Source organism: Xanthobacter sp. YC-JY1 (assembly GCF_021730305.1).
In the GTDB taxonomy this organism is placed as follows: domain Bacteria; phylum Pseudomonadota; class Alphaproteobacteria; order Rhizobiales; family Xanthobacteraceae; genus Xanthobacter; species Xanthobacter flavus.
Window position 1 is genome coordinate 2034950 of the sequence record NZ_CP032674.1, and the last position, 24599, is coordinate 2059548.

A 24599-nucleotide genomic window follows, 5' to 3' on the forward strand; every position below is an offset into this window, starting at 1 on the left:
TCTTCAGGCTTCAAGGTGACGGCGAGGGACGAAGCGGCCGGCGAGGCCGCCGATTGGCCCGAGGATGACCGCGCCGGCATAAGCGAGCCCGGCGACCAGGATGATGGATGGGCCGGACGGCGTGCCGAGGTGGTAGGAAACGAGCAGCCCCGCGACGCCGGAGCCGAAGGCGATCAGCGTCGAGGTGGTGACGAGGGCGGTGAGGTCCCGCACGAAGAAGCGCGCGGTGGCCGCCGGCAGCATCATCAGCCCCACCGAGAGCAGCGTGCCCAGCGCGTGGAAGCCGCCCACGAGGTTCAGCACCACCAGGGACAGGAAGGCGATGTGGCTGACGCCGCCGCTGCGGCTCACCGAGGCGAGGAAGGTCGGGTCCACGCATTCCAGCACCAGCGGCCGCCAGACCACGGCGAGGGTCAGGAGCGTGACGGTGGTGATGCCGGCAATCAGCATGAGCGTCGCGTCGTCGATGCCCAGCACGGTGCCGAACAGCACATGCAGCAGGTCCACGTTGGAGCCGCGCAGCGAGACGATGAGCACGCCCAGCGCCAGCGAGATGAGATAGAAGGCCGCCAGCGAGGCGTCCTCCTTCATCCCCGTGGCCCGCGCCACCACGCCCGCGCCCACGGCCACCAGAAGGCCGGCCGCGAGGCCGCCGGCGGTCATGGCGTAGAGATTGAGGCCGGCGAACAGGAAGCCGATGGCAGCGCCGGGGAGGATGGCGTGGGCCATGGCGTCGCCCGTCAGCGACATGCGCCGCAGCATCAGGAACGCGCCCACCGGCCCCGCGCCCAGCGACAGCGCAAACACGCCGGCGAGCGCGCGCCGCATGAACTCGAACTCCGCGAAGGGAGCGAAGAAGGTGTCAAAAAGGCTCATCGAACCATCCCGGGCCGCGCGCCGCGCGAAAGGCGGCCGGCCGGATCAGTCATCGCCATGCCCTTGCGCTTGGCCGGGGAGCCGATCCGGTGGGTTGGAGGAACCGGATCGGCCTCGGACGGAGCCCGTGGTCCCCGGCCAAGCGAAAGAGCAGCGATGTGCGTCCATGGAACCGGCTGAGGCCGGTCGGTGAAGTCTTTCCGTCAGGCCGCGTCGGAGCAGGGGAGGGCGTCATCCCTCCACGACTCGCCCAGGCGGCGGGCCTTGAGCAGGTTCTCGGGGCCGAGCGCTTCCGCGGTGGGGCCCCAGGCGACGGGGGTGCGGGCGAGGAGAAGCGTCTCCGGGAAGGTCGCGCGCACCAGGTCGAAATCGTGCAGCACCGCGATGACGGTGCGCTTCTCGCCGTGCCAGCGGCGGACGAGGTCCACGAGGTCCGACACGGTCTTGGCATCGAGGGCCGTGAACGGCTCGTCGAGCAGGATCACGCGGGCGTCCTGCAGCAGTAGGCGGGCGAAGAGGGTGCGCTGCATCTGCCCGCCGGAGAGCGTGCCGATGGGGCGGGTCTCGAAGCCTTCGAGGCCGACGGCGGCGATGGCGTGCTCGATCTTGGTGCGGTCGGCGCGGCCGATGCCGCCGAACAGGCCGGCCCGCCGCCACAGGCCCATGGACACCATGTCATAGACATGGATGGGGAAGCTGCGGTCGATCTCGGCGCCCTGCGGCAGGTAGGCGATCTCGCGTGGGTCGAGGCCGTGGCGGTCGATGCTGCCGCCGAGCGGCTTCAATGCGCCGCCAATGCCCTTGAGCAAGGTGGACTTGCCGGCGCCGTTAGCGCCGCAGATGGCGAGCAGCGCGCCCTGCTTCACCTCGCCGGAGAGGTGATGCACGGCCGGATGGCGCTCATAGCCGAGGGTGAGGTTGCGGAACGAAATCTGCGCGCTCATGCACCGCCTCCCGTCACCAGCAGCACGGCGCCCCACAGGACGATGATGAGCGCCGACACCAGCGCGAGCCGTCCGGCCAGGGACATGCGCAGCACCGATGCGCCGATGCGCACGGGCGGCCTGCGGTCCGCCGGGGAGGCTGCATGGGCGTGAGCGGCATGTGCAGCGGCGTGCCCATGGCTGGCCGGGTCGTGTCCCCCCGCGGCGGCAGCGCCCACGGGCGCGGCGCGGTCCTGCCGGGCGGTCGCCTCGCGGGCCGGCGGCGTCGCTGCGGAAGGGGAAAGGGACAGGGACATGGGGTCCGGCGTGCTGTTTTCGATGGCTAGTTGATACAGTGTATCGCTCAGCCTTGTCCAGCCCGCCGACACCCCACCGCACGCTTTTGTGCGGTTCCCCTCAGTCAGTCGGCGTGCCTATTCGGCGGCCGCGGAAAAGGCGCGGAAGCTGCGGAACTCGGTGATGTCCCGCGCCCCCTCCAACGCCGCCGCCTCGGCGAGGAAGCCGGTGACGCGGCTGCCGTCGTCCAGCTCCACCTGCCCGAGGCCCAGGGGCGCGGGAATGGTGGCGAGGAGGCGGCCGACGCCCTCGAAGGGCAGGGACCACACCTCGCCCTCCACCGCCGCGCCGTCCGCAGTCACGCGAACGACGCCGGGGCGGGGAATCGCGCCCGGGAGAAGCTTCATGCGATAGGACGGCACGGTCTTCGCGGCGCGCACGAAGCGCGCGCCCATGGCCTTCAGGTCGCCATTGAGCGGCATGCCGGAGAGGTGGGCGCCGAACACGCAGACATCGAGCCGTCCCGGCTCGCTGGCAGGCGCGAGCGCAGGCAGAGCCGGCGCCGGCGCATGGCCGCAGCCCAGCGGCAGGGTGCCCGCCGCCACATAGGCGCGGCCCAGCGCCGCCATCTCCGCGTCCCGCCCGGCGGGAGCGAGGAGGGTGATGCCATAGGGCACGCCGGCCGCGGTGATCTTGGTCGGCACGGCGATGCCGCACAGATCCATCAGGTTCACGAAATTGGTGTAGGTGCCATTGCGCGAATTGAGGCGGATGGGATCGGCCAGCACCTCTTCCACCGTGTAGGCGGAGGGCGCGGTGGGCAGCAGCAGCGCGTCGATGCCGGCGAGGATGGGGGCGACGCGCGCGCGCAGCTCCTTCAGCCGGTACATGGCGCGGAAGGCATCCGCCGCGCTCGCCTTGCCGCCCGGCTCGGTGATGGCCCGCGTCACCGGATGCACCGCATCGGGGTCGGTGGTCAGCAAATGCTCGGCGGCGATCCAGCGCTCCGCCACCCACGGCCCCTCATAGAGCAGGCGCGCGGTCTCGGCGAAGGCGGAAAAATCGATCTCCTTCAGCACGGCGCCCAGCGCGGCGAAGCGCGCCAGCGCTTCCTCATAGGCCACGGCGGATTCGGCATCGCCGAAGAACTCCCGCTGCGCCTCGGGCAGGATGCCCAGCACCGGCGCGGGCGGCGCGGCGGTGAGCGGGCCGACTGGCAGATCGCGCGAATAGGCGTCCTGCTCGTCGAAGCCGGCGATCACGTCCAGCACCGCCATGGCATCGTCCACGGTGAGGGCGAAGATGGAGATGCAGTCCAGCGTCTTGCAGGCCGGCACGAGGCCGGTATTGGGCACAAGGCCGAGGGAGGGCTTCAGCCCCACGATGTTGTTCAGCATGGCCGGCACGCGGCCGGAGCCGGCGGTGTCGGTGCCCAGCGACACCGGCACGATGCCCGCGCCCACCGCCACCGCCGAGCCGGAGGAAGAGCCGCCCGGCACCAGCTCCGGGTTCACGGAATTGCGCGGGATGCCATAGGGCGAGCGCACGCCCACGAGGCCGGTGGCGAACTGGTCCAGATTGGTCTTGCCGATGATGAGCGCGCCCGCCGCCTTGAGCCGCGCCACGACGGTGGCATCGCGCTCCGGCACATAGGCGAAGGCCGGGCAGGCGGCGGTGGTGGGCAGGCCGGCGACGTCGATATTGTCCTTCACCGCCACCGGGACGCCGTAGAGCGGCAGGTCCGTGTTGCTGGCGGCTTCCAGTGCGGCCGCCTCGGCCAGCACGTCGGCTTCCTCGCGCAGGGTGATGAACATGGCCGGGTCGTCATGCACCGCAAGCCGGGCATAGACGCCGCGCACCGTATCCGAGACGGAGCGGAGGCCGGACCTGTGGGCTTCGAGGAGGCTGGCGACGGTCTGCATGGTCTACCCTGATGACGGCGCTCCACGCGCCTGATGGCAGGGGTCTAGCAGGAAGCGCGCCACTTGTATGCAATTTCTGATAAATTCATAAATATCAGATGGTTGATTTAAAAGAGTTGCGCCCCGCCGCGGCTGGATTTGCCACTGCGGGGCGCAGGAAACGGGGTTTGTGCCCAGAAATTAGGCGCCGTTTACGGGCGGGTGCCGTTCTGCTCCGACGGCGAGAGTGTCCGGCCGGGCGCCGCATCGGGCGCTGTGGTCAGCGGCGGGGGATTTCCGCGCGGCACCGTGATGTTTTCCGGTGCGGTCTCGCTTGGCGCCGGCGTGCCGCGGTTGGAGAACATGTTCGCCGCGACCAGCGCGAGGACCAGCACGAATGCCGCGGCGATAAGCATGCCCTGGCGTTGCATGGGGCTCTCCTTTTTGTGGATGTCGCCCCTTCAACGCCCCGGCCCCGGTGTCGGGTTCCGCTTTGTGACGCTCAGTCGCGGAACACCACGGTGCGGGAACCGTTCAGCAGCACCCGGTCCTGCAAGTGCCAGGAGATGGCCCGGGCCAGCACGCGGCGCTCGATGTCGCGGCCCTTGCGCACGAGATCCTCGGGCGAATCCTGGTGGGAGATGCGCTCCACGTCCTGCTCGATGATCGGGCCTTCATCGAGGTCCGAGGTCACGTAATGGGCCGTCGCGCCGATCAGCTTCACGCCGCGCGCATGGGCCTGGTGGTAGGGCTTGGCGCCCTTGAAGCCGGGCAGGAAGGAGTGGTGGATGTTGATGCACTTGCCCGAGAGCTTGGCCGACAGCCCGTCGGACAGCACCTGCATGTAGCGCGCGAGCACGGCGAGTTCCGAGCCGGAGGACTGGAAGATTTCCCAGACCTGCGTTTCCTGCTCCAGCTTGGTGGCCTTGGTCACCGGCAGATGGTGGAAGGGGATGCCGTCGAAATCGAGGTGGGCATAGGTCTCACGCGGGTGGTTGGAGACGATGCCGGAGATCTCCATGGGGATCTCGCCGATGCGCCAGCGATAGAGCAGATCCGCGAGGCAGTGGTCGAACTTGGAGGCGAGCAGCAGCACCTTCCGCTTTTCCGACACGGGGCGGAGCGTGAAGCTCAGCGAGAAGGTCTCCGCCACCGCCGAGAAGCCGGAGCGGATCTCGGCGAGGCTGGCCTCGCCCTCCACCACGTTGAACACCACGCGCATGAAGAAGCGGCGGGTCTCGGTGTCGTCGAACTGCTGCGCCTCAAGAATGTTGCAGCCCTTCTCGAACAGGAAGGTCGAGACGCCGGCGACGATGCCGGGTCGGTTGGGGCAGGAGAAGGCGAGGATGAACGGCTCGTTGGGGCTGGTCATGGTGCGTCCTTAAGATGCGTCCTGGGGTGGCGCGCCGCGCGAGGTCGCAGGCGGGCGCCTTTCGGCAATTCGGGGGTGGCAGAGGAGGCGCGCGCCGCGCTGCCGTCAACCTCGATCGGTGCCGGAGAGGGCGAAGCCGTATTCCGCCGCGCTCGCCGCCAGCCAGCGCAGAAAGGCGGGCGCGAAGGTGTTGCCCACCGCGAAGCGATAGCTGGGCGCGTTGTCCCGCTGCCAGAAGGTGACGCCCACGTGGGAGACCGGCGTGGTCGCCGCATCGCCCGGCTGGAAGGCGCGGGGATCGAGATCCACCGCCACGCCCTTCACCAGCGCCTCGCGCGCCTTGGGGCCGCAGATGTCGAGCACGAGATTGGCGTCGCTCTGGTCGGTCACGGCGCCAAGGTCGGTCGCCAGCTCTTCCAGACGCCGGCGCAACGCGGCGCCGCTCGATCCTTCGGAAAACACCTGCCATTTGCCGGGGCCGGTGCCGACGGCTTCCAGTCCGGCGCCGCTGCTCGCCTTCGGCGCATCGACGAGCGGCAGGCCGGACGCGGTGGCGGCGGCGATCAAAGCGGCGGTCTTGCCCTTGCGGGCGACCAGCGTCGCGGCGGCAAGGTTCGTCACCACCTGCGCTGTGACGCCGGTGATGCCTTGAACGCCATAGTGCCCGGCCGGGAGGAGACGGGCGGGGGAGAGGGACTGGAAGAGGTCAGACACGCTGCTTCTCCCCTTCGGGATCGACAAAGTGGGGAGAGCACACCTCGACCTCGATGTCACCGCCCCGCACCGGGTCATAGGCGCGCAGCGTCTCGCCGATGCGCTCCGGCCCGCGCTTGAGGAGGCCGAGGCCGATGGAGTGGCCGAGGATGGGCGAATAGGCGACGGAGGTCATGTAGCCCTCGTCATTCTCAGTGGTGGGGGCCGCGCCGAGCGCGAGGAAATGCGCCCCGGCCTTGAGCCGCGCGCTCCGGTCCACCGGACGGAAGCCGACGAAGGTGGGCCGGTCGGGATCGGTGAAAGCGGGGCGTCCCGCCATCACGCGGCCGATGAAGTCCTTCTTGGTGGAGGCCATGCGGCCGAGGCCGAGGTCGCGGGCGGAGGTCTGCCCGTTCAGCTCGCTGCCGGAGACATGGCCCTTCTCGATGCGCAGCACGGCCAGCGTCTCGACGCCGTAGGGCGTGATGCCATAGGGCGCGCCGGCCGCCATGATGGCCCGCATCAGCGCGTCGCCATGGCGGGCGGGCACCGCGATCTCGTAGCCGAGCTCGCCGGAGAAGGAGAGGCGGAAGACGCGCGCCTCGACGCCGCCCATCACCGTGGTCTGGAGCGCGCCCATGAAGGGCAGGCCGGTGTTGGAGACATCCGCGCCGTCCACGAGCTTTGCCAGCACATCGCGGGAGCGCGGGCCGGAGACGGCGATCTGCGCCCACTGTTCGGTGATGGAGGCGAGGCACACGTCCAGTTCCGGCCACAGCACCTGCAGGCAGAACTCGAGATGCTGGAACACCTTGGCCGCGTTGGCGGTGGTCGTGGTCATCACATAATGGTCGTCGGCGAGGCGGGCGGTGGTGCCGTCATCCATGACGATCCCGTCCTCGCGCAGCATCACGCCGTAGCGCGCCTTGCCGACACCGAGGGTGGAGAACATGTTGATGTAGACGCGATCCAGCAGCCGGCCCGCGTCCGGCCCCTGAAGGTCGATCTTGCCGAAGGTGGAGACGTCGATGACGCCGACGCTTTCGCGCGTCGCCTTCACCTCGCGGTTCACCGCCGCCTGCCAGTCCTCGCCGGCCTTCGGGAACCAGGCGGCGCGCAGCCACTGTCCGGTCTCCACGAACACCGCGCCCTGTTCCTCCGCCCACTGATGGGTGGGGGTGGGGCGGCTGGGCTTGAAGTCCACGCCGCGATGGTGGCCCGCGAGCACGCCGAGGGCCACGGGCGTGTAGGGCGGGCGGAACACGGTGGTGCCGGTCTGCGGAATGCCCTTGCCAGTCAGCTCCGCCATGATGGCGAGGCCCGCCATGTTGGAGGTCTTGCCCTGGTCGGTGGCCATGCCCATCGTGGTGTAGCGCTTCAGCAGCTCCACCGCCCGGAAGCCTTCGCGATGGGCGAGGGCCACGTCCTTGGCGGTCACGTCGTTCTGCTGGTCCACGAAGGCGGGGCCCTTGGCGTGCACCTGCCAGAAGGCCTTGAGGCCGTTGGGCGCATCGCCCGCCACGGGGGCGGGAGCCGCGACGGGCGCGAAGCCCGCGTCCTCGGCCGCAGCGGCACCCAGCGCGGTGCCATCGGCGAGGCTTTCGGCGAGCGTCAGGTGCCCGGCCGCCGCGCCCGCCACCGCCATGCCCACCGGCAGGGCGCCGGGCACGAAGGCGGCGATGTCCTCGCGCCAGATGGGCCTGCCACCCTGATGGCAGGTGAGGTTCACATTGGGCGTCGCGCCGCCGGAGACGCCGAGCGCCTCCACGGAGAGCGTGCGAACGCCCTTGGGCGTGCGCACCGTGACGCTCGACAGGCATTTGCCGGAGGTGGCGATGACCTCGCTCCCGGTGAGGAGATCGACGCCCAGCGCCTTGGCCCGCGCGGCCAGCGCCGGGGCAACAGCCTCCCGCACGTCGGCGATGGCTTCCAGCTTCACGCCGGCCGCGGCGGCATCGAGCAGCGCGGCGACGGCGTGGTCGTTGTTGGTGAAGCCCGCCGCCCGCGGCCCCGCGCCGACGCCGAAGCGCGTGGCATAGGTGGCGAGCGCCAGCGCCGACATGACGCCGGGCCGGTCATTGCCGGGGAAGACGATGGGCCGGTCGAAGGCGCCCGCCGCCAGCACGGAGCGCTTCGCGATGAAGCGCCACAGCCGCTGGCGGGGCTGGAACGGGGCGGGGACGGCGAGATGGTCGCTCACCTTCTCCACCGCGCCGAATTCGCCGCCGTCATAGGCGCCGAACACGGTGGTGCGCGGCATGAGGCGCACATTGGGCAGGCTCGAAAGTTCCGCGAGGGCGCGCGCCACGAAATCCGCCGCGCTGCGGCCGTCGATCTCGGCCTGCTCGGACAGGAGCCGGCCGCCGAGGCGGAAATCCTCGTCCGTCAGCACCGCCCGTGCGCCGGAGCGCCCGGCCGCAAGGGCCGCCGCAAGGCCGGCGGCGCCGGAGCCGATGACCAGCACGTCGCAGAAGTGGGTGGCCTTCTCGTAATGGTCCGGGTCGGCTGCCTCGGCGGCACGGCCAAGGCCGGCGGCGCGGCGGATCATGGGCTCGTAGACCTTCTCCCAGAAGGCGGCGGGCCACATGAAGGTCTTGTAGTAGAAGCCCGCGCCGAGGAAGGGCGACACGAGCTGGTTCATGCTGAGGAGATCGACGTCCAGCGAGGGCCAGCGGTTCTGGCTGGTGGCCTCCAGCGCGTCGAACAGCTCGATGGTGGTGGCGCGGGTGTTGGGCTCGCGCCGGGCGCCGGAGCGCAGTTCCACGAGCGCGTTGGGCTCCTCCGAGCCGGCGGTGACGATGCCGCGCGGCCGGTGATACTTGAAGGAGCGGCCGACGAGGCGCACGCCATTGGCGAGCAGCGCAGAAGCCAGCGTGTCGCCGGGATGGCCGGTGTAGCTTTTGCCGTCGAAGCTGAAGGAGAGGGTGCGGCTGCGGTCGATCAGCCCCCCTGCGGAAAGCCGGGTCATTCGGCCGCCTCCGTCCCGGTGAAGCGCATGGTCGTGAAGCGCACTGCGGTGATGGCGTGGGTGCGGGTGTCGCGCGTGACGGTGAGCCAGCGGCGGCAGCCGCCCGAGTGGTACCAGAGCTCGTCCATCACGCCGGCGACGTTGTCGCGCTCGTAGACATAGGCGTTGAAGGCGTCCGGCGCCTCAGGATCGGCCGGGTCCGGCCGGGTCGGCGCGGCATCGCCGAGATAGGCGAACTCATGGGACGACCTCGCGCCGCAATAGGGACAGGTGATGCGCATGGGTCAGGTCCGGGTGGGATGGTGAGCGGTGTGGCTCCCCGCTCGCCTCGCGGGAGAGGGGCGGAGGGTGAGGGACGCAGGCGCGCCCATCAGTGCAGGTTCGGCTGGGCGCCGACTCCCTTTTCGTCGATCACATGGCCGGTGCGGAAACGGTCCAGGCGGAAGGCGGCGTTGAAGCGGTGCGCCTCTTCCTTGGCGATGGTCCAGGCGAAGCACCAGCCGGAGGCGGGCGTCGCCTTGAAGCCCCCGTAGTTCCACGCGGTGTTGAGGAACAGGCCGGGCAGGGGCCCCACGTCGATGATGGGTGAGCCGTCCATGGACATGTCCACGAGGCCGCCCCAGGAGCGCAGCATGCGCAGCCGCCCGATTAGCGGCATCAGCGCCATGCCGCCCTCGGCCACGTCCTCCACCACCGGCAGGTTGCCGCGCTGGGCGTAGGAATTGTAGCCGTCGATGTCGCCGCCGAAGACGAGGCCGCCCTTGTCCGACTGGCTGACGTAGAAATGCCCCATGCCGAAGGTGATGACGCCCGGCACCAGCGGCTTCAGCCCCTCGGAGACGAAGGCCTGTAGCACATGGCTCTCGATGGGCAGGCGCAGGCCGAGATGCTTGGTCAGCCGCGAGGTGGAGCCGGCGACGGCGAGGCCGACCTTGCCGGCGCGGATCGGGCCGCGATTGGTCTCCACGCCCACCACCGCGTCACCCTCGCGGATGAAGCCGGTGACCTCGCAGTTCTGCACGATGTCCACGCCCAGCCTGTCGGCGGCGCGGGCATAGCCCCACACCACGGCATCGTGGCGCGCAGTGCCGGCGCGGGCCTGCATCAGCCCGCCCTTGATGGGGAAGCGGGAATTGTCGAAATCGAGGAAGGGGCAGAGCGCCTTCACCTGTTCGCGGTCCAGCAACTCGGAATCCGCGCCCGCGAGGCGCATAGCATTGCCGCGCCGTGCATAGGCGTCGCGCTGGCCGTCCGAGTGGTAGAGATTGATGATGCCGCGTTGGGAGACCATGGCGTTGTAGTTGAGGTCCTGCTCCAGGCCCTCCCACAGTTTCATGGACCACTCGTAGAACGGCTCGTTGCCGGGCAGCAGGTAGTTGGAGCGGATGATGGTGGTGTTGCGCCCCGCATTGCCGGAGCCGATATGCCCCTTCTCCAGCACCGCCACGTTGCGGATGCCGTGCTCCTTGGCGAGGTAGTAGGCGGTCGCGAGGCCATGGCCGCCGCCGCCGACGATGATCACGTCATAGGAGGGCTTGGGCACTGCATCGCGCCAGGCGGGCGTCCAGCCCTTCTGGCCGTTGAGCGCGTTGGCGATCAGGCTGAATACAGAATAGCGGGACATCGAACCCCTCGGAACACCTCTGCACACCTCCGACACCGTTCGGCGCGGACGCGGCTGCACCCCTTTGGAAAAGATATAGCCCCACCAAAAACCACAGGTAATATAAATCCTGCTTATTCTGTGGGGATGCCCGTGCGCGAGCTGCTGCCGTTCGATCTGAAGGCGCTGGAGATCTTCCTCGCCGTCTGCGAGGCCGGCGCCATGGCGGGCGCGGCGCGGCGGCTCGGCCTCACCCAGCCGGCGGTGTCGCAGGCGGTGGCCGAGCTGGAGACGCGCATGGGCGTCGCTTTGTTCGATCGCAGCGTCCGGCCGCTGGGGCTCACGGCCGCGGGCGGCGTGCTCCGGCAAAAGGCGAGCGCGCTGCTCTCCGAGGCCCGGCAGATCGTGCCGGCGCTGAAAGAGACCGAGCACGGCCGCCTGCCGCTGATCCGCGCCGGCCTCGTCGATTCCCTCTCCCGTGCGCTGTCCGCGCCTCTGGCCGGGCGGCTGTGCGCGGTGGCGGAGGAGGTGTCGTTGCTCGCCGGCCTCACGGCGGCCCACGCGAGTGCGCTGCTGTCCCGCCAGCTCGATCTCTTGGTGGGCGTGGACGAACTCGCCGACATCGAGGGGCTGGAGCGCTTCCCGCTTTTGACCGAGCCCTATGTGCTGCTCCTGCCAGCCGGCGAGAGGGCGCCCGAGCGGGTCGAGGAGATGGCGCGCCTCGCGCAGCGCCTGCCGCTGGTGCGCTTCTCCGCCCGCTCGCGCACCGGCATCGAGGTGGACAGGCAGCTGCGCCGTCTCAAGCTCGATTTGCCGCGCCGGCTGGAGTTCGACACGCCCTTCGGCGTCTCCGCCACGGTGGCGGCGGGGGAGGGGTTCGCGGTGACGACGCCGCTCTGCATCTTCGAGGCGGGGCTGGATGGCGATCAGGTCCGTTACGCGCCCCTGCCTGGGCCGGCTTTCTCCCGCAGCCTGACGCTGATCGGGCGGCGGCAGGAACTCGGCCGCCTGCCGCGTGACGTGGCGACCTTCTGCCGGCAGACGCTGGAGGAAGCGGTGCTGCCGGCCCTGCGCGCCACCCTGCCGTGGCTGGGCGACACGCTCGCATAGATGGTGCGGGACGCCTTGCGCCGCCTAAGGCCAAGCTTTGAATCTTCGCCCGTCTCCGGCCGAAAAAGTCACGCGTCCGACCTGACGTTAAGTTTGTGCGGAAAAGTCCGGCGTGCCGGAGGCCCATGCCCGCTGTCGGCCCCAAGAGTTTAATGATACCCCTCATACGTTTTCGGGAGTTCATATAAACGGGGTGGGGAAAAACATGAGGATCGGTGGAGTTCTATTTGCGGCGGTAATCCTGGCTGGCTCTGCCTCTGCGGCAGGCGCGCAGACCATGAGCTATGCGCAGGCGGGCGCCCTTCTGGCGCGCAGCTGCGGCCCGGACATCAACAAGTTCTGCTCGAACGTGAATCTGGGCGAGGGCAAGCTGCTCGCCTGCATGGACGGGAAGATCAATCAGGTCAGCGCCAAGTGCAAAGCCGACTATGCGACGGCGAAAACCTCCATCGCCGAGCGTGATGCGGCGCAGGATTCCATCCAGGAAGTCTGTTCGGCGGATACGGCGCGCCTGTGCCCCGGCATGGTGCCCCAGGACGGCAACCTGCTCTCCTGCCTGCTTCAGGCGACGCGCGTGGTGAGCGACCGCTGCAACGCCGCGATCACCAACGCCGGCTACCGCTGAGCACTTCCTCCTCTTCTGATCTCGAACCAAGGACGATTGCGATGACATCGCCTTTGACCCGCCTCGCATTGGCCGCGCTGCTCGCTGCCGCCGTGCCGGCGATCACCCCCGCCAAGGCCCAGACCGCCCTTTCCGATGGCCAGATCCTCAAGGGTCTGGAAGGACTGAGCGAGAAGGCCCCGACCATCACGGCGCAGCAGCTGCGCTCCATGGTCCAGACCCACATGGCCCAGAACCCGGGCGAGGCGCTCACCCGCCCGTCGCTGGCCCTGAAGCTGGACCAGCTGCCGCAGATCAATGTGCAGATCCAGTTCCGCCTCGGCTCCGCGATCATCGAGCCGTCGTCCTACGGCACGCTCGGCGCGATCGCCGACGCCATGCACAACCCCATCCTGCACGGCTACAAGTTCATCGTCACCGGCAACACCGATGTGACCGGCCCGCGCGAGGTGAACCTCAAGCTCAGCCAGGCGCGTGCGGATGCGGTGGTGAGCGCGCTCGTCACCGTGTTCAACGTCAATCCCACGCGCCTCGAGGCGGTGGGGCTCGGCGAGGAAGTGCTGCTTGATGCGAAGCGGCCGACGGACCCCATCAACCGGCGCGTCCAGATCTTCACTGTGGGCCGCCTCGCACCCTACGTCGCCCAGCGCTGACGCATCGACGATCGTGCATGAGGAAGGCGCCGACCCCGGCGGGGGCGGCGCCTTTTTCGTTGCGTCCAGGCCGGTGGCGCGGCCTCTCGCCGCGCGCGGAAATCCCGTTATCCTGAGGAGCCTGCGCGGCGCGCGGGCCAATACTGGGAGGACAGGATCATGCTCGCTCGACGCCGGTTCATCTCCTGCGCCATCTGCTCCCTGGCGGGGTTCGTCGCCACGCAGGTCGGTGGCACTCAGGCCATGGCGCAGGGCCAGGCTGCGCCCGCCGCGGCGCCCGCGGGGATCTCGCGCAAGGTGCTCGGCCGCACCGACGTGCCGGGGGACAAGTATGTCGCCATCCTGATGGAGGCGGAGTTCGACGGCGGCCTCAAGGTGGCGCGCCACACCCATCCCGGCATCGAGAGCACCTATCTCATCGCCGGCGGCGGCGTGCTCTCGGTGAAGGGCCAGCCCGACCGCACGCTGGCACCGGGCGACGGCTTCCAGATCCCGCCCGAAGTGCCGCACGCCTTCCAGGTGGGGGGCGACAAGACGAAGCTCGCCATCACCTACATCGTTGAAAAGGACAAGCCGCTGGCGACGCCCGCGCCGGAGTGAGGCGCGCGTCGCTTGTGGGGCCGACGGGAGTGACGACCGGGAAGGGGGCATGGCTGGCATGGGTGATCTGTTCACGCGGTTCGCAATGGCCCCGCGGCGCGCGCCGCCCGACACAGGGGCCGGGACGTCCAGGCGTTTCGACCGCCGGGCGTTTCTCGGCTGCGCCCTCTGCGCGGCGGCGCTTGCCGTGCGCCCGGCGCGGGCGGAGCAGATCGTGCCGGGGGTCGATCGTCTCTTCCTCAAGCGCATCGACTATCCCGACGAGCGCCATGTGATCGTGCTCGCCGAGGTCGATTATGGCCCCGGTGCGCTGCTGCCGCGCCACATCCATCCGGGCGTCGAAAGCAGCTACATGGCTGCCGGTTTCGGCACGCTCGCCATGGACGGGCACGCCGATCTGCTGGTGCCGGCGCGGCAGGGTTTTCAGGTGCCGGCGGCGCTGCCTCACAGCTTCCGGGCGGGCGTCGAAGGTGCGCGTATCGTCGCCAATTATGTGGTGGAGAAGGACAAGCCCCTCTCCACCTGGGTGCCCTGATGATTTCGCAAGCAAAAAAGGCCCCGGTGCGGTTTGCGCCGGGGCCTTTTCTATTTGGTTCGGGGGAAGAGGATCAGATGTCGAGGGTGTTGTCCCGCTCCCACTGGGTGAGGTGGCGCGAGAAGGCGTTCCATTCCTCGTTCTTCAGCTTCAGGTAGCCGTCGACGAAGGGCTTGCCGAGGCGGTCGGCCAGCACCTTCGACTTCTCCAGCGCGCGCATGGCATCGAGCAGGTTGAGCGGCAGGCGCTTGGCGCCCTTCACCTTGTGCCCGTCGGTGTACATGTTGATGTCGAGGCGCTTGCCCGGATCGCGCTTGTTCTCGATGCCGTCGAGGCCGGCGGCGGCGAGGCCCGCCTGCAGCAGATAGGGGTTGGCCGCGCCGTCGGCGAGGCGGAACTCGAAGCGGCCCGCATCGGGGATGCGGATCATGTGGGTGCGGTTGTTGCCGGTGTAGGTAACGGTGTTCGGCGCCCAGGTGGCCCCCGAGATGGTGCGCGGGGCGTTGATGCGCTTGTAGGAATTCACCGTCGGGTTGGTGAGGGCGCAGAGCGCGTCCGCATTGTGGATGAGGCCGCCGATGAAGTGGTAGCCCAGCTCCGACACGCCCAACTCGCCCTTGGGATCGGAGAAGGCGTTCTTGCCCTTCTGCCACAGCGATACATGGGCATGGCAGCCCGAGCCGGTGAGGTTGATGAAGGGCTTCGGCATGAAGGTCGCGCGCAGGCCGTGCTGCTCCGCGATCGACTTGACCATGTATTTGAAGAAGACATGGCGGTCGGCGGTGAGGAGCGCGTTGTCGTAGTTCCAGTTCATCTCGAACTGGCCGTTGGCGTCCTCGTGGTCGTTCTGGTAGGCGCCCCAGCCGAGTTTCAGCATGGCGTCGCAGATGTCCTTGATGACATCATAGCGGCGCATGAGGGCGGACTGGTCGTAGCAGGGCTTCTCGGCGGTGTCGGCGGTGTCCGAGATGGACTTTCCGTCCGGCGTGATGAGGAAGTATTCGCACTCGACGCCGGTCTTCATCTCGTAGCCGAGGGCGGCGGCGGCGGCGAGCTGCCGCTTCAGCACGGTGCGGGGCGCCTGGTCCACCTCCTTGCCGGCCATGTAGAGGTCGGCGGCAAGCCAGCCGATCTCTTCCTTCCACGGCAGCTGGATGAGGCTGGTCGGGTCCGGCACGGCGAACAGGTCGGGATCGGCCGGCGACATGTCGAGCCAGGTGGCGAAGCCGGCGAAGCCGGCGCCTTCCTTCTGCATGGGGCCGATGGCGGCGGCGGGCACCAGCTTGGCGCGCAGGCCGCCGAAGAGGTCCACGTAGGAAATCAGGAAATACTTGATGCCGCGGTCCTTCGCGACCTTGGCGAGGTCGATCTGGGCAGCGGCGGAAGCGCGGCCTTCGGCCTCGCGAAGCGGCGTGCGGAAGTGGTCCATGCGAAATTCCCCGGAATTTGGAAGCGGTGTTCTTTGAAAAAGGCCGCGCCGATCGAGCGGCGCGGCCTGTAGGGTCGGATCAGTATCCGCCGGTCTTGCCGGGCACCCAGGTGGTGCCGGCCAGCGGCACGCCGGCCATGGCGGCGGCCTCCACGGTCAGCGCCACGAGGTCTTCCGGCTCCAGATTGTGCAGGTGGCTCTTGCCGCAGGCGCGGGCAATGGTCTGCGCCTCCAGCGTCATCACCGACAGATAGTTGGCGAGGCGGCGGCCGGCCTTCACCGGATCGAGCCGCTTGGACAGCTCGGGATCCTGGGTGGTGATGCCGGCGGGGTCGCGACCCTCGTGCCAGTCGTCATAGGCCCCGGCGGTGGAGCCGAGCGCCTGGTATTCGTCTTCCCACTGGGGATCGTTGTCGCCGAGCGCGACGAGGGCGGCCGTGCCGATGGCCACCGCGTCCGCGCCGAGCGCCAGAGCCTTCGCCACGTCCGCGCCGGTGCGGATGCCGCCGGAGACGATGAGCTGCACCTTGCGGTGCATGTCCAGGTCCTGGAGCGCCTGCACGGCCGGGCGGATGGCGGCGAGGATCGGGATGCCCACGTGCTCGATGAACACGTCCTGCGTCGCCGCGGTGCCGCCCTGCATGCCGTCGAGCACCACCACGTCGGCGCCCGCCTTCACCGCCAGCGCGGTGTCGTAATAGGGCCGCGAGGCGCCGACCTTCACATAGATCGGCTTCTCCCAATCGGTAATCTCGCGCAGCTCCTCGATCTTGATCTCAAGGTCGTCCGGGCCGGTCCAGTCGGGATGGCGGCAGGCCGAGCGCTGGTCGATGCCCTTGGGCAGGGTGCGCATGGCGGCCACGCGATCGGAGATCTTCTGGCCGAGCAGCATGCCGCCGCCACCGGGCTTGGCGCCCTGGCCGATGACGATCTCGATGGCGTCGGCCTTGCGCAGGTCCACCGGGTTCATGCCGTAGCGCGACGGCAGGTACTGGTAGACGAGGGTCTTGGACTGGCCGCGCTCTTCCGGCGTCATGCCGCCGTCGCCGGTGGTGGTGGAGGTGCCCACCGTGGAGGCGCCACGCCCCAGCGCTTCCTTCGCCTGCGCGGAGAGCGCGCCGAAGCTCATGCCGGCGATGGTGACGGGAGTCTTCAGCGTGATCGGCTTCTTGGCGAAGCGCGTGCCGAGGGTGACCTCGGTGCCGCACTTCTCGCGATAGCCCTCCAGCGGGTAGCGCGACATGGAGGCGCCGAGGAACAGGAGGTCGTCGAAGTGGGGCAGCTTGCGCTTGGTGCCACCGCCACGGATGTCATAGATGCCGGTCGCCGCGGCCCGGCGGATCTCGGCCAGCGTCGCCGGATCGAAGGTCGAGGAGAAGCGCGGCGGGGTGCGCGGCGTATTGTTGTGGGCGGTCATAGGGTCCTCACCCGGAAAAGTTCGAATGCGGTCGGTGCGTCCCGCCCGTGGCGGGAGCGACGGCGGCGCGCGTCAGTAGGCGGACGCGTTGTCCACGTGGAAGTTGTAGAGCTGGCGGGCGGAGCCGTAGCGCTTGAACTCCGAGACATCGACCGCGCCTTCGAGGCCGGCGGCCTTCAGCTTCTGGGCGAGGAGCGCCTTGTGCTCGTCCCGCATCTCCTTCTCGATGCAGTCCGCGCCGAGGCTCTTCACCGTGCCGCGCACGAAGAGCTTCGCCTCGTAAAGGCTGTCGCCCAGCGCCTCGCCGGCATCGCCCAGCACCACGAGGGAGCCGGACTGACCCATGAACGCGCTCATGTGGCCGATGGAGCCCTTCACCACGATGTCCACGCCCTTCATGGAGATGCCGCAGCGGGCGGAGGCATTGCCATCCACCACCAGCATGCCTCCATGGGCGGTGGCGCCTGCCGACTGGCTGGCATCGCCGCGCACATGCACGAAGCCGCTCATCATGTTCTCGGCGACGCCCTGACCGGCATTGCCGTGGATGATGACGGAGGCTTCCGCATTCATGCCGGCGCAGTAGTAGCCGACATTGCCCTCGATCTCGACGGTGAGGGGCATGGCCAGCCCGACGGCCACCGCGTGGCGGCCGTTGGGATTCAGCACCCGCCAGCGGCGGGCGTTGGATTCAGCGGTGGCCTTGTGAAGGGCCTCGTTCAGCTCGCGCAGCGGCGTGGTGGCGAGGTCGAAGGTCACGTCGGGCGCAATGGCGTTCACTGTGCGCGCTCCCAGAAATACACGGTGGCGGGCTCGGGCTCGAAGACCTTGGCCTTGGAGATGCCGGGCAGGTCGACGAGCGCGCGGTACTCCGAGCCGAAGGCGACATACTGGTCGGTCTCGGCCATCACGGCGGGCTTGCAGGCGATGGGATCACGCAGCACGCCGAAGCCGCTCTCGGTGCCCACCACGAAGGTGAAGAAGCCGTCGAGGTCCTTCAGGCCGGCTTCCAGAGCCTGCCCGAGGGAGGCGCCTTCCCGCATCCGCCAGGTGAGATAGCCGGCGGCCACCTCGCTGTCGTTCTCGGTCTCGATGGTGATGCCCTCGCGCTTCAGCTGGCGGCGCAGGGCATTGTGGTTGGACAGCGAGCCGTTGTGCACGAGGCACTGGTCGGCTCCTGTGGAGAAGGGGTGCGCCCCGGCGGTGGTCACTGCGCTCTCGGTGGCCATGCGGGTGTGGCCGATGCCGTGGGTGCCGCGCATCTGCGCGAGGCCGAAGGTCTCGGCCACGGAGGAAGGCAGGCCGACCTCCTTGAAGATTTCCATGCGCGAGCCGGTGCCCACCACCGCGACCTCGGGATGGCGCTCGGCGAGGAAGGCGCGCACGGCGGCCTCACGCACCTGCGGGATTTCCACCACCGCGTGGGTGCCGTGGAGGGCGAGGGCGGGCATGCCGTTCGCCGGGCCGGACAAGCCGGCGGCGAGGCCCTCGAAATCATAGCCCCTGGCGGCGCGCAGGGAGAGCTTCACACTGTCCTTGCCGCCTGCGCCATAAACCGCGAAGCCCGCGCTATCGGGGCCGCGATCGGTCATGACGCAGAGCATGGACGCGAGCATGGCGCCCAGCTCGCCCTCGAGCTTCGGGTCCTTGAGGAAAAGTCCGACGATGCCGCACATGGCGTTTGATTTTGCTCCATTGCGGGCCGCCGCTGCGGCCTTGTCACAAAGGAGTACGCCCGTTAGGCAAAGGCGTCAATCATCGGAGAATATAATTTTCTCTGCAGGAAAATTTTCGCGATCGGGACGGGCAAGGCGTCCCGCCGGCTCAGTGCCGGTCGCGGCCGTAGACGATGATGGACAGGTAGGTCATCGGCGCCTTGATGAGGTCTTCCGGGCCATGGGCGGCGCCGGAATCGAACATCAGCGCATCGCCGGGACGCAGGTGATAGGTGCGGTCGGCGTGGCGGTAGAGCACCTCGCCGGAGAGCATGTAGATGAACTCCACGCCCGCATGGCGGAAGCCGGTATAGGGCGCCGCCTCCTCCGTGAGGGTGATGAGATAGGGTTCCACCACGATGTCGCCGCCGAGGCCGTGGCCGAGCAGCTCATACTGGTGGCCCACCTTGGTGCCGCGCCGCTCGATGATGACGCCCTGCTGCGCCTTGACGAAGGAGCAGTCGCGCCGCTCCTCGAACGCCGAGAAGAGCGTGGTGAGCGGCACGTTGAGCGCCTTGGAGATGGATTGCAGCGTGGCGAGGGACGGCGAGATCTGCCCGTTCTCGATCTTCGACAGCATGCCCACCGAGATGCCGGCCGCGCCGGCAAGGTCGGAGACGGTCAGGTCGAGCTCGCGGCGGATGGAGCGCACCTGCACGCCCAGCGCCTCCTCCAGCGTCACAGCCTCCGCCGCGGGCGCGCTGGACCCGGTGACATAGTCGGCTGCCTCCTGGTCGACGCTCTTCGGCTCGGCGACGCTCTTCATCTTGCGCTCGGGCACACCATCCCCCGTCGTTCCCCGTCCCGCCCGGCCGCAACCCTGCGCCCGAGCGGTGATTTGCCGGCCATTGTGCCAGCTTCCGCGCAAGAATGCATCGCACCGTTGGCGACTCGCGCCACGCCGCGTGGGCGAGCAATCAGCACCTCCCGCAGGGCGCCCGGGCGCCCTGCGGGAGCGGCCGGCGCTGCGCCCCCGTCACGCGATTCCGTTCAGTAAGGGTTGAATCGCAACGCTTTGCGACGATCGCGGGCGACCCTTGTCCACAGCCCGCAGGCGCCGCTCCACCGACAACGCGCCGGCTCTGGACACGGCCCAACTTCCTCACTATACACTCGCCGCTCCGAAGGGGTTGACGCCCCTCCGGACCCGGGCCCCGGCCCGGCGGATGCCCAGGTAGCTCAGTTGGTAGAGCATGCGACTGAAAATCGCAGTGTCGGTGGTTCGATTCCGCCCCTGGGCACCATCATCGTTCTAAAATTCTTGAAATTAACGCGTTTCGCAGCGCGAGTTTAGTGGGCGCCATCTCCGTGCGCCCTTTGGAGCCCAGCCCGGACCTCAGCATGCCCCCGGATAGCGTCGACCGAAAAGCCGGCGCTCGCGTCATCGATGGCCGGCTAGCTCGCTCTCCCGTCACATGCGCTGCCGAGCCTTAGATCCCTCGATCGCTCTGGCGCGTGTGCATCCACCGTTGCGATGACACGGTCCCGCAACCGCCCTATGGTCATCTGCGAATCACGTGGGCGGCGATAGGGGCGGCGATGTCGAGCGTCCGGGTACTGTTACTTTATCCTCGGTTCGCGCAGGACAGTTTCTGGCGCAATCTGGAGCTGGCGCGGCTTAAGGGCGCGCGCTGCATGGCGCCGCCGCTGGGCCTCATCACGGTTGCGGCGCTGCTGCCCGCCCACTGGGAGGCGCGGCTTTGCGACCTGAACGCCCGCACCCTCGACCCTGCTGATCTTGCATGGGCGGACGTGGTGTTCGTCAGCGGCATGCTGCCCCAGCGCCAGGAGGCGCTGGCCGCCGTCGCCGCCATGCAGGCGGCGGGCAAGGTGGTGGTGGTCGGCGGGCCGGATGTGTCCTCCAGCCCCGAAGCCTATGCGGCCGCCGACTTCCGTGTCCTCGGCGAGGCGGAGGCGACGCTCTCGGCCTTCGTCGAGGCTTGGGAGGGCGGAGCCCGTTCCGGCCTCATCACCGCGCCCGAGGAGCGGCCGGACGTGTCCCGCACGCCGGTGCCGCGCTTCGATCTGCTCCATTTGCCGGACTATCTGTTCGTGGGCGTGCAGTTCTCCCGCGGCTGTCCCTTCACCTGCGAGTTCTGCGACATCATCGAGCTCTATGGCCGGGTGCCGCGCACCAAGACGGCGGAGCAGATGCTGGCGGAACTCGATGCGCTGTACGCGCTCGGCTATCGCGGCCATGTGGATTTCGTCGATGACAATCTCATCGGCAACAAGAAGGCGGTGAAGGCCTTCCTGCCGCACCTCATCGCGTGGCAGCAGGCGCACGGCCACCCGTTCCATTTCTCCACCGAGGCCTCGCTCAACCTCGCGGACGACACCGCGCTGCTCGATCTCATGGCGAAGGCCGGGTTCTATCTGGTGTTCGTGGGCATCGAGAGCCCCGATCCCGAGGTGCTCCGCTCCACCCAGAAGAAGCAGAACACGCGGCGGGACATCGCCGCCAGCGTCCACCGGATCTATGCGGCGGGCATGGTGGTGATCGCCGGCTTCATCGTCGGTTTCGACAATGAGGCCCCCGGCGCGGCGGACGCCATGGCGGAGCTGATTGAGGAAGCGGCCATTCCGGTGGTCTCGCTGGGCCTGCTCTATGCGCTTCCGGACACCCAGCTCTCGCGCCGGCTGGAGCGGGAAGGGCGGATGTTCCCGCTCAAGGAAGAGGACTTCCAGCATGGGGACCAGACCGGCGCCGGCCTCAATTTCGCGACGCTGGAACCGCGCATCGACGTGCTGCGGCGCTACCGCGAGGTCTATGCCCGGGTCTATGCCCCGCGCGCCTTCTTCGGCCGCATCCGCCGCCTGTCGGAGCTGGTGGGGCGGCAGGAGGGGGGCGTCACCTCGACCGAGCCGCCCGCCCCGCCGGAGCCCATCGACGTCAGGCAGCTGCTCGCCGATCTCGGACGGCTGTTCGGCGTGCTCGCCACCGTCACCTGGCGCCACCCGCGGGCGGCGGTGCACATCTGGCCGGTGGCGCTGCGCGGGCTGAAGCGGCTGGACAGGCTGGAGCAGTTGCTCTCGCTGGCGCTCTTCTACATGCATCTGGGCCCCTTCTCCCGGAAGGTGGTGCGCGATGTCTCGCGCCAGATCGCCGAGATCGAGGCGGGCCGCTGGGTCGATCCCCGCGAGGCGGCGCCCGCGCAAAGCCCGCTGCGCGCCGCAGAATAGCCCGAGGCCACAAGCATTAAGGTTGACGTCGCCATTCCCTTGGGTTCAATCCGGAGCGCGCTCCGGACTGGTCGGCGCTGTCTTCACAATCTGGTCTTGCCATGCGCCGTCTTCGCCGTTTCGCTCTTCCCCTGTTCGCCGTCGCCTTCTCCGCTCTGGTTCCCGCAGCCGCTTCGGCGGCCGGCGGATGCACCGCGCGTCCGTCTCCGGCGCTCTCCATGCCGGCCGGCGTCAAGGCGCTGAAGGAAGGCCAGCCGCTGCGCATCCTCGCCATCGGCTCTTCCACGACCGCCGGCGCGGGCGCGTCGAGCTCCGACCAGAGCTATCCGAGCCAGCTGGCCCGTCGACTCGCCACACTCATGGGCGAGGGGCGCGTGACGGTGATGAATGCCGGTGTCTCGGGAGAGACCGGCCCGTCCACCCTCGCGCGCCTGCAGTCGCTGGTGCAGAGCCAGCCGGCGCCGCATCTGGTGATCTGGCAGGTGGGCACCAACGATGTCGTGTTCGGCGGCGATCCGACCCGCCTGCGCGCGACCGTGACACAGGGGCTTTCGGCCATCGCGGCGGCGGGCGCCGCGGCGATCGTGATCGACCAGCAGTATTTCCCCGGCATCACCGATGTCGCGCGCTACGAGACGTTCGTGGACGCGGTGGATTCCACGGCGACGGGCCGGGGCGTTCCGCTCCTGCGCCGCTATGCCATGATGAAGCAGTGGGCCGCGCAGGATCCGCAGGGCTTTCGCAAGACCCTGGCGTGGGACAGCTTCCATATGAATGACGCGGGCTATTCCTGCCTTGCCGAAGCCCTGGCGCCGGCCATTGTCGCCGCGTCTCGGCAGGGCAGCGGCGGCACCGCGATGGCCCCGGCGAAGCCGGCCCGCTGAGCTTCGAGCCCAAGCGGACCGGACTTCGTTTCAGGCCGCCGCCGCGCCGGTCCGCGCGAGCCAGTCGCGCATGGCCGTCATGTCGGTGGGCGTGAGGCCATGGCCGCCCGGCAGCACGTGGTGCTCCACGCGGGCGCCTCGCTCATTGAGCTGGGCGGCGAGCCGGGCCGCGTTGGACGCGGGCACGATGGGGTCCGCCGCGCCCGAGAGCATCAGCACCGGCGTTCCCGGAAGAGAGCCTGCCGGCGGGTTCGCCAGGGGCACCATGGCCCGCAGCAGGGCCGCGCCGGAGAGCGCGTCCGGACGCAGCATCAGCATGGCCGCCGCGATGTTGGCGCCATTGGAGAAGCCCACCGCCACCGGGGCGGCCAGGCCATAGGCGGTGCGCGCCTCGCCGATGAAATCGGCCAGCTCGGGGGCACGCCGCACCACGTCTTCCTCGTCGAACACGCCTTCCGCCAGCCGGCGGAAGAAGCGCGGCATGCCGCCTTCGCTGATCTTGCCGCGGGGCGACAGCAGCGCCGCGCCGGGCGAGAGCATCCGGCCGAGGGGGATGAGATCGTTCTCGTCGCCGCCGGTGCCGTGGAGCAGCAGCAGCGGCGCCGCGGCCGGATCGGTGGCGGGCACGAAGCGGTGGGTGAAGGAAAGGGCGCCCCGCGCGGGGGCAGCGGGGGTCGCAGGCAGGGCGTTCATGGGGGCAGATCCTTTCGGTGCCCGGCCGCTGGCGCGGCCGGGCGATGATGGGGTGTCGGGTCTGTCCGCTCAGGCGACCTGCGGCAGAACCCGCTCGATCTCGGCGCGGTGCGCCTCGTACTGGGCCGGCAGCTTCAGCGCCTCGCCGAGATGCTCGGGCGCCTCGTCCACGGCGAAGCCGGGATCGTCCGTGGCGATCTCGAACAGCACGCCGCCGGGCTCGCGGAAGTAGACGGAGCGGAAGTAGTTCCGGTCCCGCTGCTCGGTGACATGGCGGCCGTGGCGGGCCGTCAGCTTCTCCACCATCTCGGCCTGGGCCGCGTCGTCAGAGGCGCGGAAGGCGATGTGGTGGACGCTGCCGCGTCCCTGCCGACCGGAGAGGAAGCCGCCGGCCTCGCGGATGTCCACGATGCCGCCCACGGCCACGCCCGGCGCCCGGTAGCGGATGCGGGTGCCTTCGCGACCGGCCTCCTCGAAGCCGAACACGTCGGTGAGGATGTCCGCGGTGGCACCGGCCTCCTTCAGCAGGAGGGTCACGGAATGCATGCCGCGGATGGCGTTCGCCTCCGGCACTTCGCCGCCGGCCCAGGCGGGCTCGGCCTCGATGCCGGGGACGCCGACGAGAGCGATGCGCATCCCGTCCGGGTCCTTGAACGCGATGACCGTCTCACCGAAGCGCTTCTCCGGCAAATCGGGCGAGAGGCCCGCGCCGATGAGGCGCTCGGTCCAGTAGCTCACCGCCGCCTCCGGGATGCGGAACGCAGTCTCCTGCGTCTCGCCCACGCCCGCCCGGCCGGTGCCGGCGGCTTCCCAGGGGAAGAAGGTGAGGATGGAGCCGGGCGAGCCGGCGGCGTCGCCGAAATAGAAGTGATAGGTGCCGGGATCGTCGAAATTGACGGTCTTCTTCACCAGCCGCAGCCCGAGGGTGCGGGTGTAGAAGTCGAGATTGCGACGGGCCGGGCCGGCGATGGCGGTGACGTGATGAAGTCCGATGCTGCGCATGGTCTGCTCCTTGATCCTCTGGGCGGCACCGTGGGCCGCCGTTGAAACCAATCTATGCAAGCATTGGCGGAATGAAAGTGGATGTTGATTGCATCCGCGCAATCTAAAAATGCGAGGGGT

24 protein-coding genes and 1 tRNA gene are annotated in these 24599 nt (G+C 69.1%); 8 read left to right on the forward strand and 17 right to left on the reverse strand.

The features are described from left to right. Positions 1-3: 3 nt before the first annotated feature. The 10 genes from D7006_RS09545 to D7006_RS09590 form a co-directional block, all read right to left on the reverse strand. Positions 4-876, reverse strand: coding sequence for a metal ABC transporter permease (locus D7006_RS09545; protein ID WP_237356405.1), 873 nt, complete (start codon positions 874-876; stop codon positions 4-6). Between the two features lie 203 nt (positions 877-1079). Then, entirely contained in the window at positions 1080-1820 is a 741-nt protein-coding gene (gene aztA, locus D7006_RS09550) for a zinc ABC transporter ATP-binding protein AztA (protein ID WP_237356406.1), read from the reverse strand. Next, positions 1817-2116: a hypothetical protein gene (locus D7006_RS09555; protein ID WP_237356407.1), complete on the reverse strand. Its 300-nt coding sequence runs from the start codon at positions 2114-2116 to the stop codon at positions 1817-1819. Before D7006_RS09555 ends, aztA begins: the two co-directional genes overlap by 4 nt. Before the next feature lie 117 nt (positions 2117-2233). Next, on the reverse strand, positions 2234-4018 hold the full coding sequence (gene atzF, locus D7006_RS09560; RefSeq protein ID WP_237356410.1) for an allophanate hydrolase: 1785 nt from the start codon (positions 4016-4018) through the stop codon (positions 2234-2236). A 191-nt stretch (positions 4019-4209) separates the two neighbouring features. Further along, positions 4210-4428, reverse strand: coding sequence for a hypothetical protein (locus D7006_RS09565; protein WP_237356411.1), 219 nt, complete (start codon positions 4426-4428; stop codon positions 4210-4212). Positions 4429-4499: 71 nt separating this feature from the next. After that, positions 4500-5369, reverse strand: a complete 870-nt coding sequence (gene purU, locus D7006_RS09570) for a formyltetrahydrofolate deformylase (RefSeq protein ID WP_169121183.1) — start codon at positions 5367-5369, stop codon at positions 4500-4502. A gap of 105 nt (positions 5370-5474) precedes the next feature. Continuing rightward, entirely contained in the window at positions 5475-6083 is a 609-nt protein-coding gene (locus D7006_RS09575) for a sarcosine oxidase subunit gamma (protein ID WP_237356412.1), read from the reverse strand. Next, positions 6076-9030, reverse strand: coding sequence for a sarcosine oxidase subunit alpha family protein (locus D7006_RS09580; protein ID WP_237356413.1), 2955 nt, complete (start codon positions 9028-9030; stop codon positions 6076-6078). The genes D7006_RS09575 and D7006_RS09580 overlap by 8 nt, the downstream gene beginning before the upstream one ends. Next, a complete protein-coding gene (locus D7006_RS09585; RefSeq protein WP_237356414.1) occupies positions 9027-9311 on the reverse strand; it encodes a sarcosine oxidase subunit delta in 285 nt (94 codons plus the stop codon). Before D7006_RS09585 ends, D7006_RS09580 begins: the two co-directional genes overlap by 4 nt. Positions 9312-9400: 89 nt before the next feature. Then, positions 9401-10654 carry a sarcosine oxidase subunit beta family protein gene (locus D7006_RS09590; RefSeq protein WP_237356415.1) on the reverse strand — a complete coding sequence of 418 codons (1254 nt, stop codon included), beginning with the start codon at positions 10652-10654 and terminating at the stop codon, positions 9401-9403. Between the two features lie 126 nt (positions 10655-10780). Here D7006_RS09590 and D7006_RS09595 point away from each other — a divergent pair, with 126 nt between their 5' ends. The 5 genes from D7006_RS09595 to D7006_RS09615 all read left to right on the forward strand — a co-directional run bounded on the left by D7006_RS09595 (position 10781) and on the right by D7006_RS09615 (position 14156). Further along, positions 10781-11743: a LysR family transcriptional regulator gene (locus tag D7006_RS09595; protein WP_237356416.1), complete on the forward strand. Its 963-nt coding sequence runs from the start codon at positions 10781-10783 to the stop codon at positions 11741-11743. A 277-nt stretch (positions 11744-12020) separates the two neighbouring features. After that, complete coding sequence (locus D7006_RS09600; protein WP_237356417.1) at positions 12021-12368, forward strand: cysteine rich repeat-containing protein; 348 nt, start codon at positions 12021-12023, stop codon at positions 12366-12368. Between the two features lie 41 nt (positions 12369-12409). Continuing rightward, entirely contained in the window at positions 12410-13021 is a 612-nt protein-coding gene (locus D7006_RS09605) for an OmpA family protein (RefSeq protein ID WP_229644870.1), read from the forward strand. A 159-nt stretch (positions 13022-13180) separates the two neighbouring features. Continuing rightward, positions 13181-13621, forward strand: coding sequence for a cupin domain-containing protein (locus tag D7006_RS09610; protein ID WP_237356418.1), 441 nt, complete (start codon positions 13181-13183; stop codon positions 13619-13621). Positions 13622-13670: 49 nt separating this feature from the next. Continuing rightward, a complete protein-coding gene (locus D7006_RS09615; protein ID WP_237356419.1) occupies positions 13671-14156 on the forward strand; it encodes a hypothetical protein in 486 nt (161 codons plus the stop codon). Between the two features lie 73 nt (positions 14157-14229). Here D7006_RS09615 and glnT read toward each other — a convergent pair whose 3' ends face one another. The 5 genes from glnT to D7006_RS09640 form a co-directional block, all read right to left on the reverse strand. Then, on the reverse strand, positions 14230-15585 hold the full coding sequence (gene glnT / locus D7006_RS09620) for a type III glutamate--ammonia ligase (RefSeq protein ID WP_237356421.1): 1356 nt from the start codon (positions 15583-15585) through the stop codon (positions 14230-14232). Between the two features lie 79 nt (positions 15586-15664). After that, the gene (locus tag D7006_RS09625) at positions 15665-17002 is read right to left on the reverse strand and encodes an FMN-binding glutamate synthase family protein (RefSeq protein ID WP_168456546.1); all 1338 of its coding nucleotides are present in this window, start codon (positions 17000-17002) and stop codon (positions 15665-15667) included. Between the two features lie 72 nt (positions 17003-17074). Further along, positions 17075-17782: a protein glxC gene (locus tag D7006_RS09630; RefSeq protein ID WP_024279532.1), complete on the reverse strand. Its 708-nt coding sequence runs from the start codon at positions 17780-17782 to the stop codon at positions 17075-17077. Further along, positions 17779-18678 carry a glutamine amidotransferase family protein gene (locus tag D7006_RS09635; RefSeq protein ID WP_237356422.1) on the reverse strand — a complete coding sequence of 300 codons (900 nt, stop codon included), beginning with the start codon at positions 18676-18678 and terminating at the stop codon, positions 17779-17781. Before D7006_RS09635 ends, D7006_RS09630 begins: the two co-directional genes overlap by 4 nt. 148 nt (positions 18679-18826) lie before the next feature. Beyond that, on the reverse strand, positions 18827-19483 hold the full coding sequence (locus D7006_RS09640) for an XRE family transcriptional regulator (protein WP_237356423.1): 657 nt from the start codon (positions 19481-19483) through the stop codon (positions 18827-18829). 402 nt (positions 19484-19885) lie between these two features. On the opposite strand from D7006_RS09640, the gene D7006_RS09645 reads away from it, so the two are divergent. The 3 genes from D7006_RS09645 (at position 19886) to D7006_RS09655 (ending at position 22784) form a co-directional block, all read left to right on the forward strand. After that, a tRNA-Phe gene (locus D7006_RS09645) sits at positions 19886-19961 on the forward strand. 295 nt (positions 19962-20256) lie between these two features. Further along, the gene (locus tag D7006_RS09650) at positions 20257-21900 is read left to right on the forward strand and encodes a B12-binding domain-containing radical SAM protein (protein ID WP_237356425.1); all 1644 of its coding nucleotides are present in this window, start codon (positions 20257-20259) and stop codon (positions 21898-21900) included. 101 nt (positions 21901-22001) lie between these two features. After that, complete coding sequence (locus D7006_RS09655; RefSeq protein WP_169121120.1) at positions 22002-22784, forward strand: SGNH/GDSL hydrolase family protein; 783 nt, start codon at positions 22002-22004, stop codon at positions 22782-22784. A gap of 30 nt (positions 22785-22814) precedes the next feature. Here D7006_RS09655 and D7006_RS09660 read toward each other — a convergent pair whose 3' ends face one another. Together D7006_RS09660 and D7006_RS09665 are read right to left on the reverse strand one after the other, a co-directional pair. Then, positions 22815-23477 carry an alpha/beta hydrolase gene (locus tag D7006_RS09660; RefSeq protein ID WP_237356427.1) on the reverse strand — a complete coding sequence of 221 codons (663 nt, stop codon included), beginning with the start codon at positions 23475-23477 and terminating at the stop codon, positions 22815-22817. 69 nt (positions 23478-23546) lie between these two features. Then, positions 23547-24479 carry a ring-cleaving dioxygenase gene (locus tag D7006_RS09665; RefSeq protein ID WP_169121118.1) on the reverse strand — a complete coding sequence of 311 codons (933 nt, stop codon included), beginning with the start codon at positions 24477-24479 and terminating at the stop codon, positions 23547-23549. Between the last annotated feature and the right edge of the window lie 120 nt (positions 24480-24599).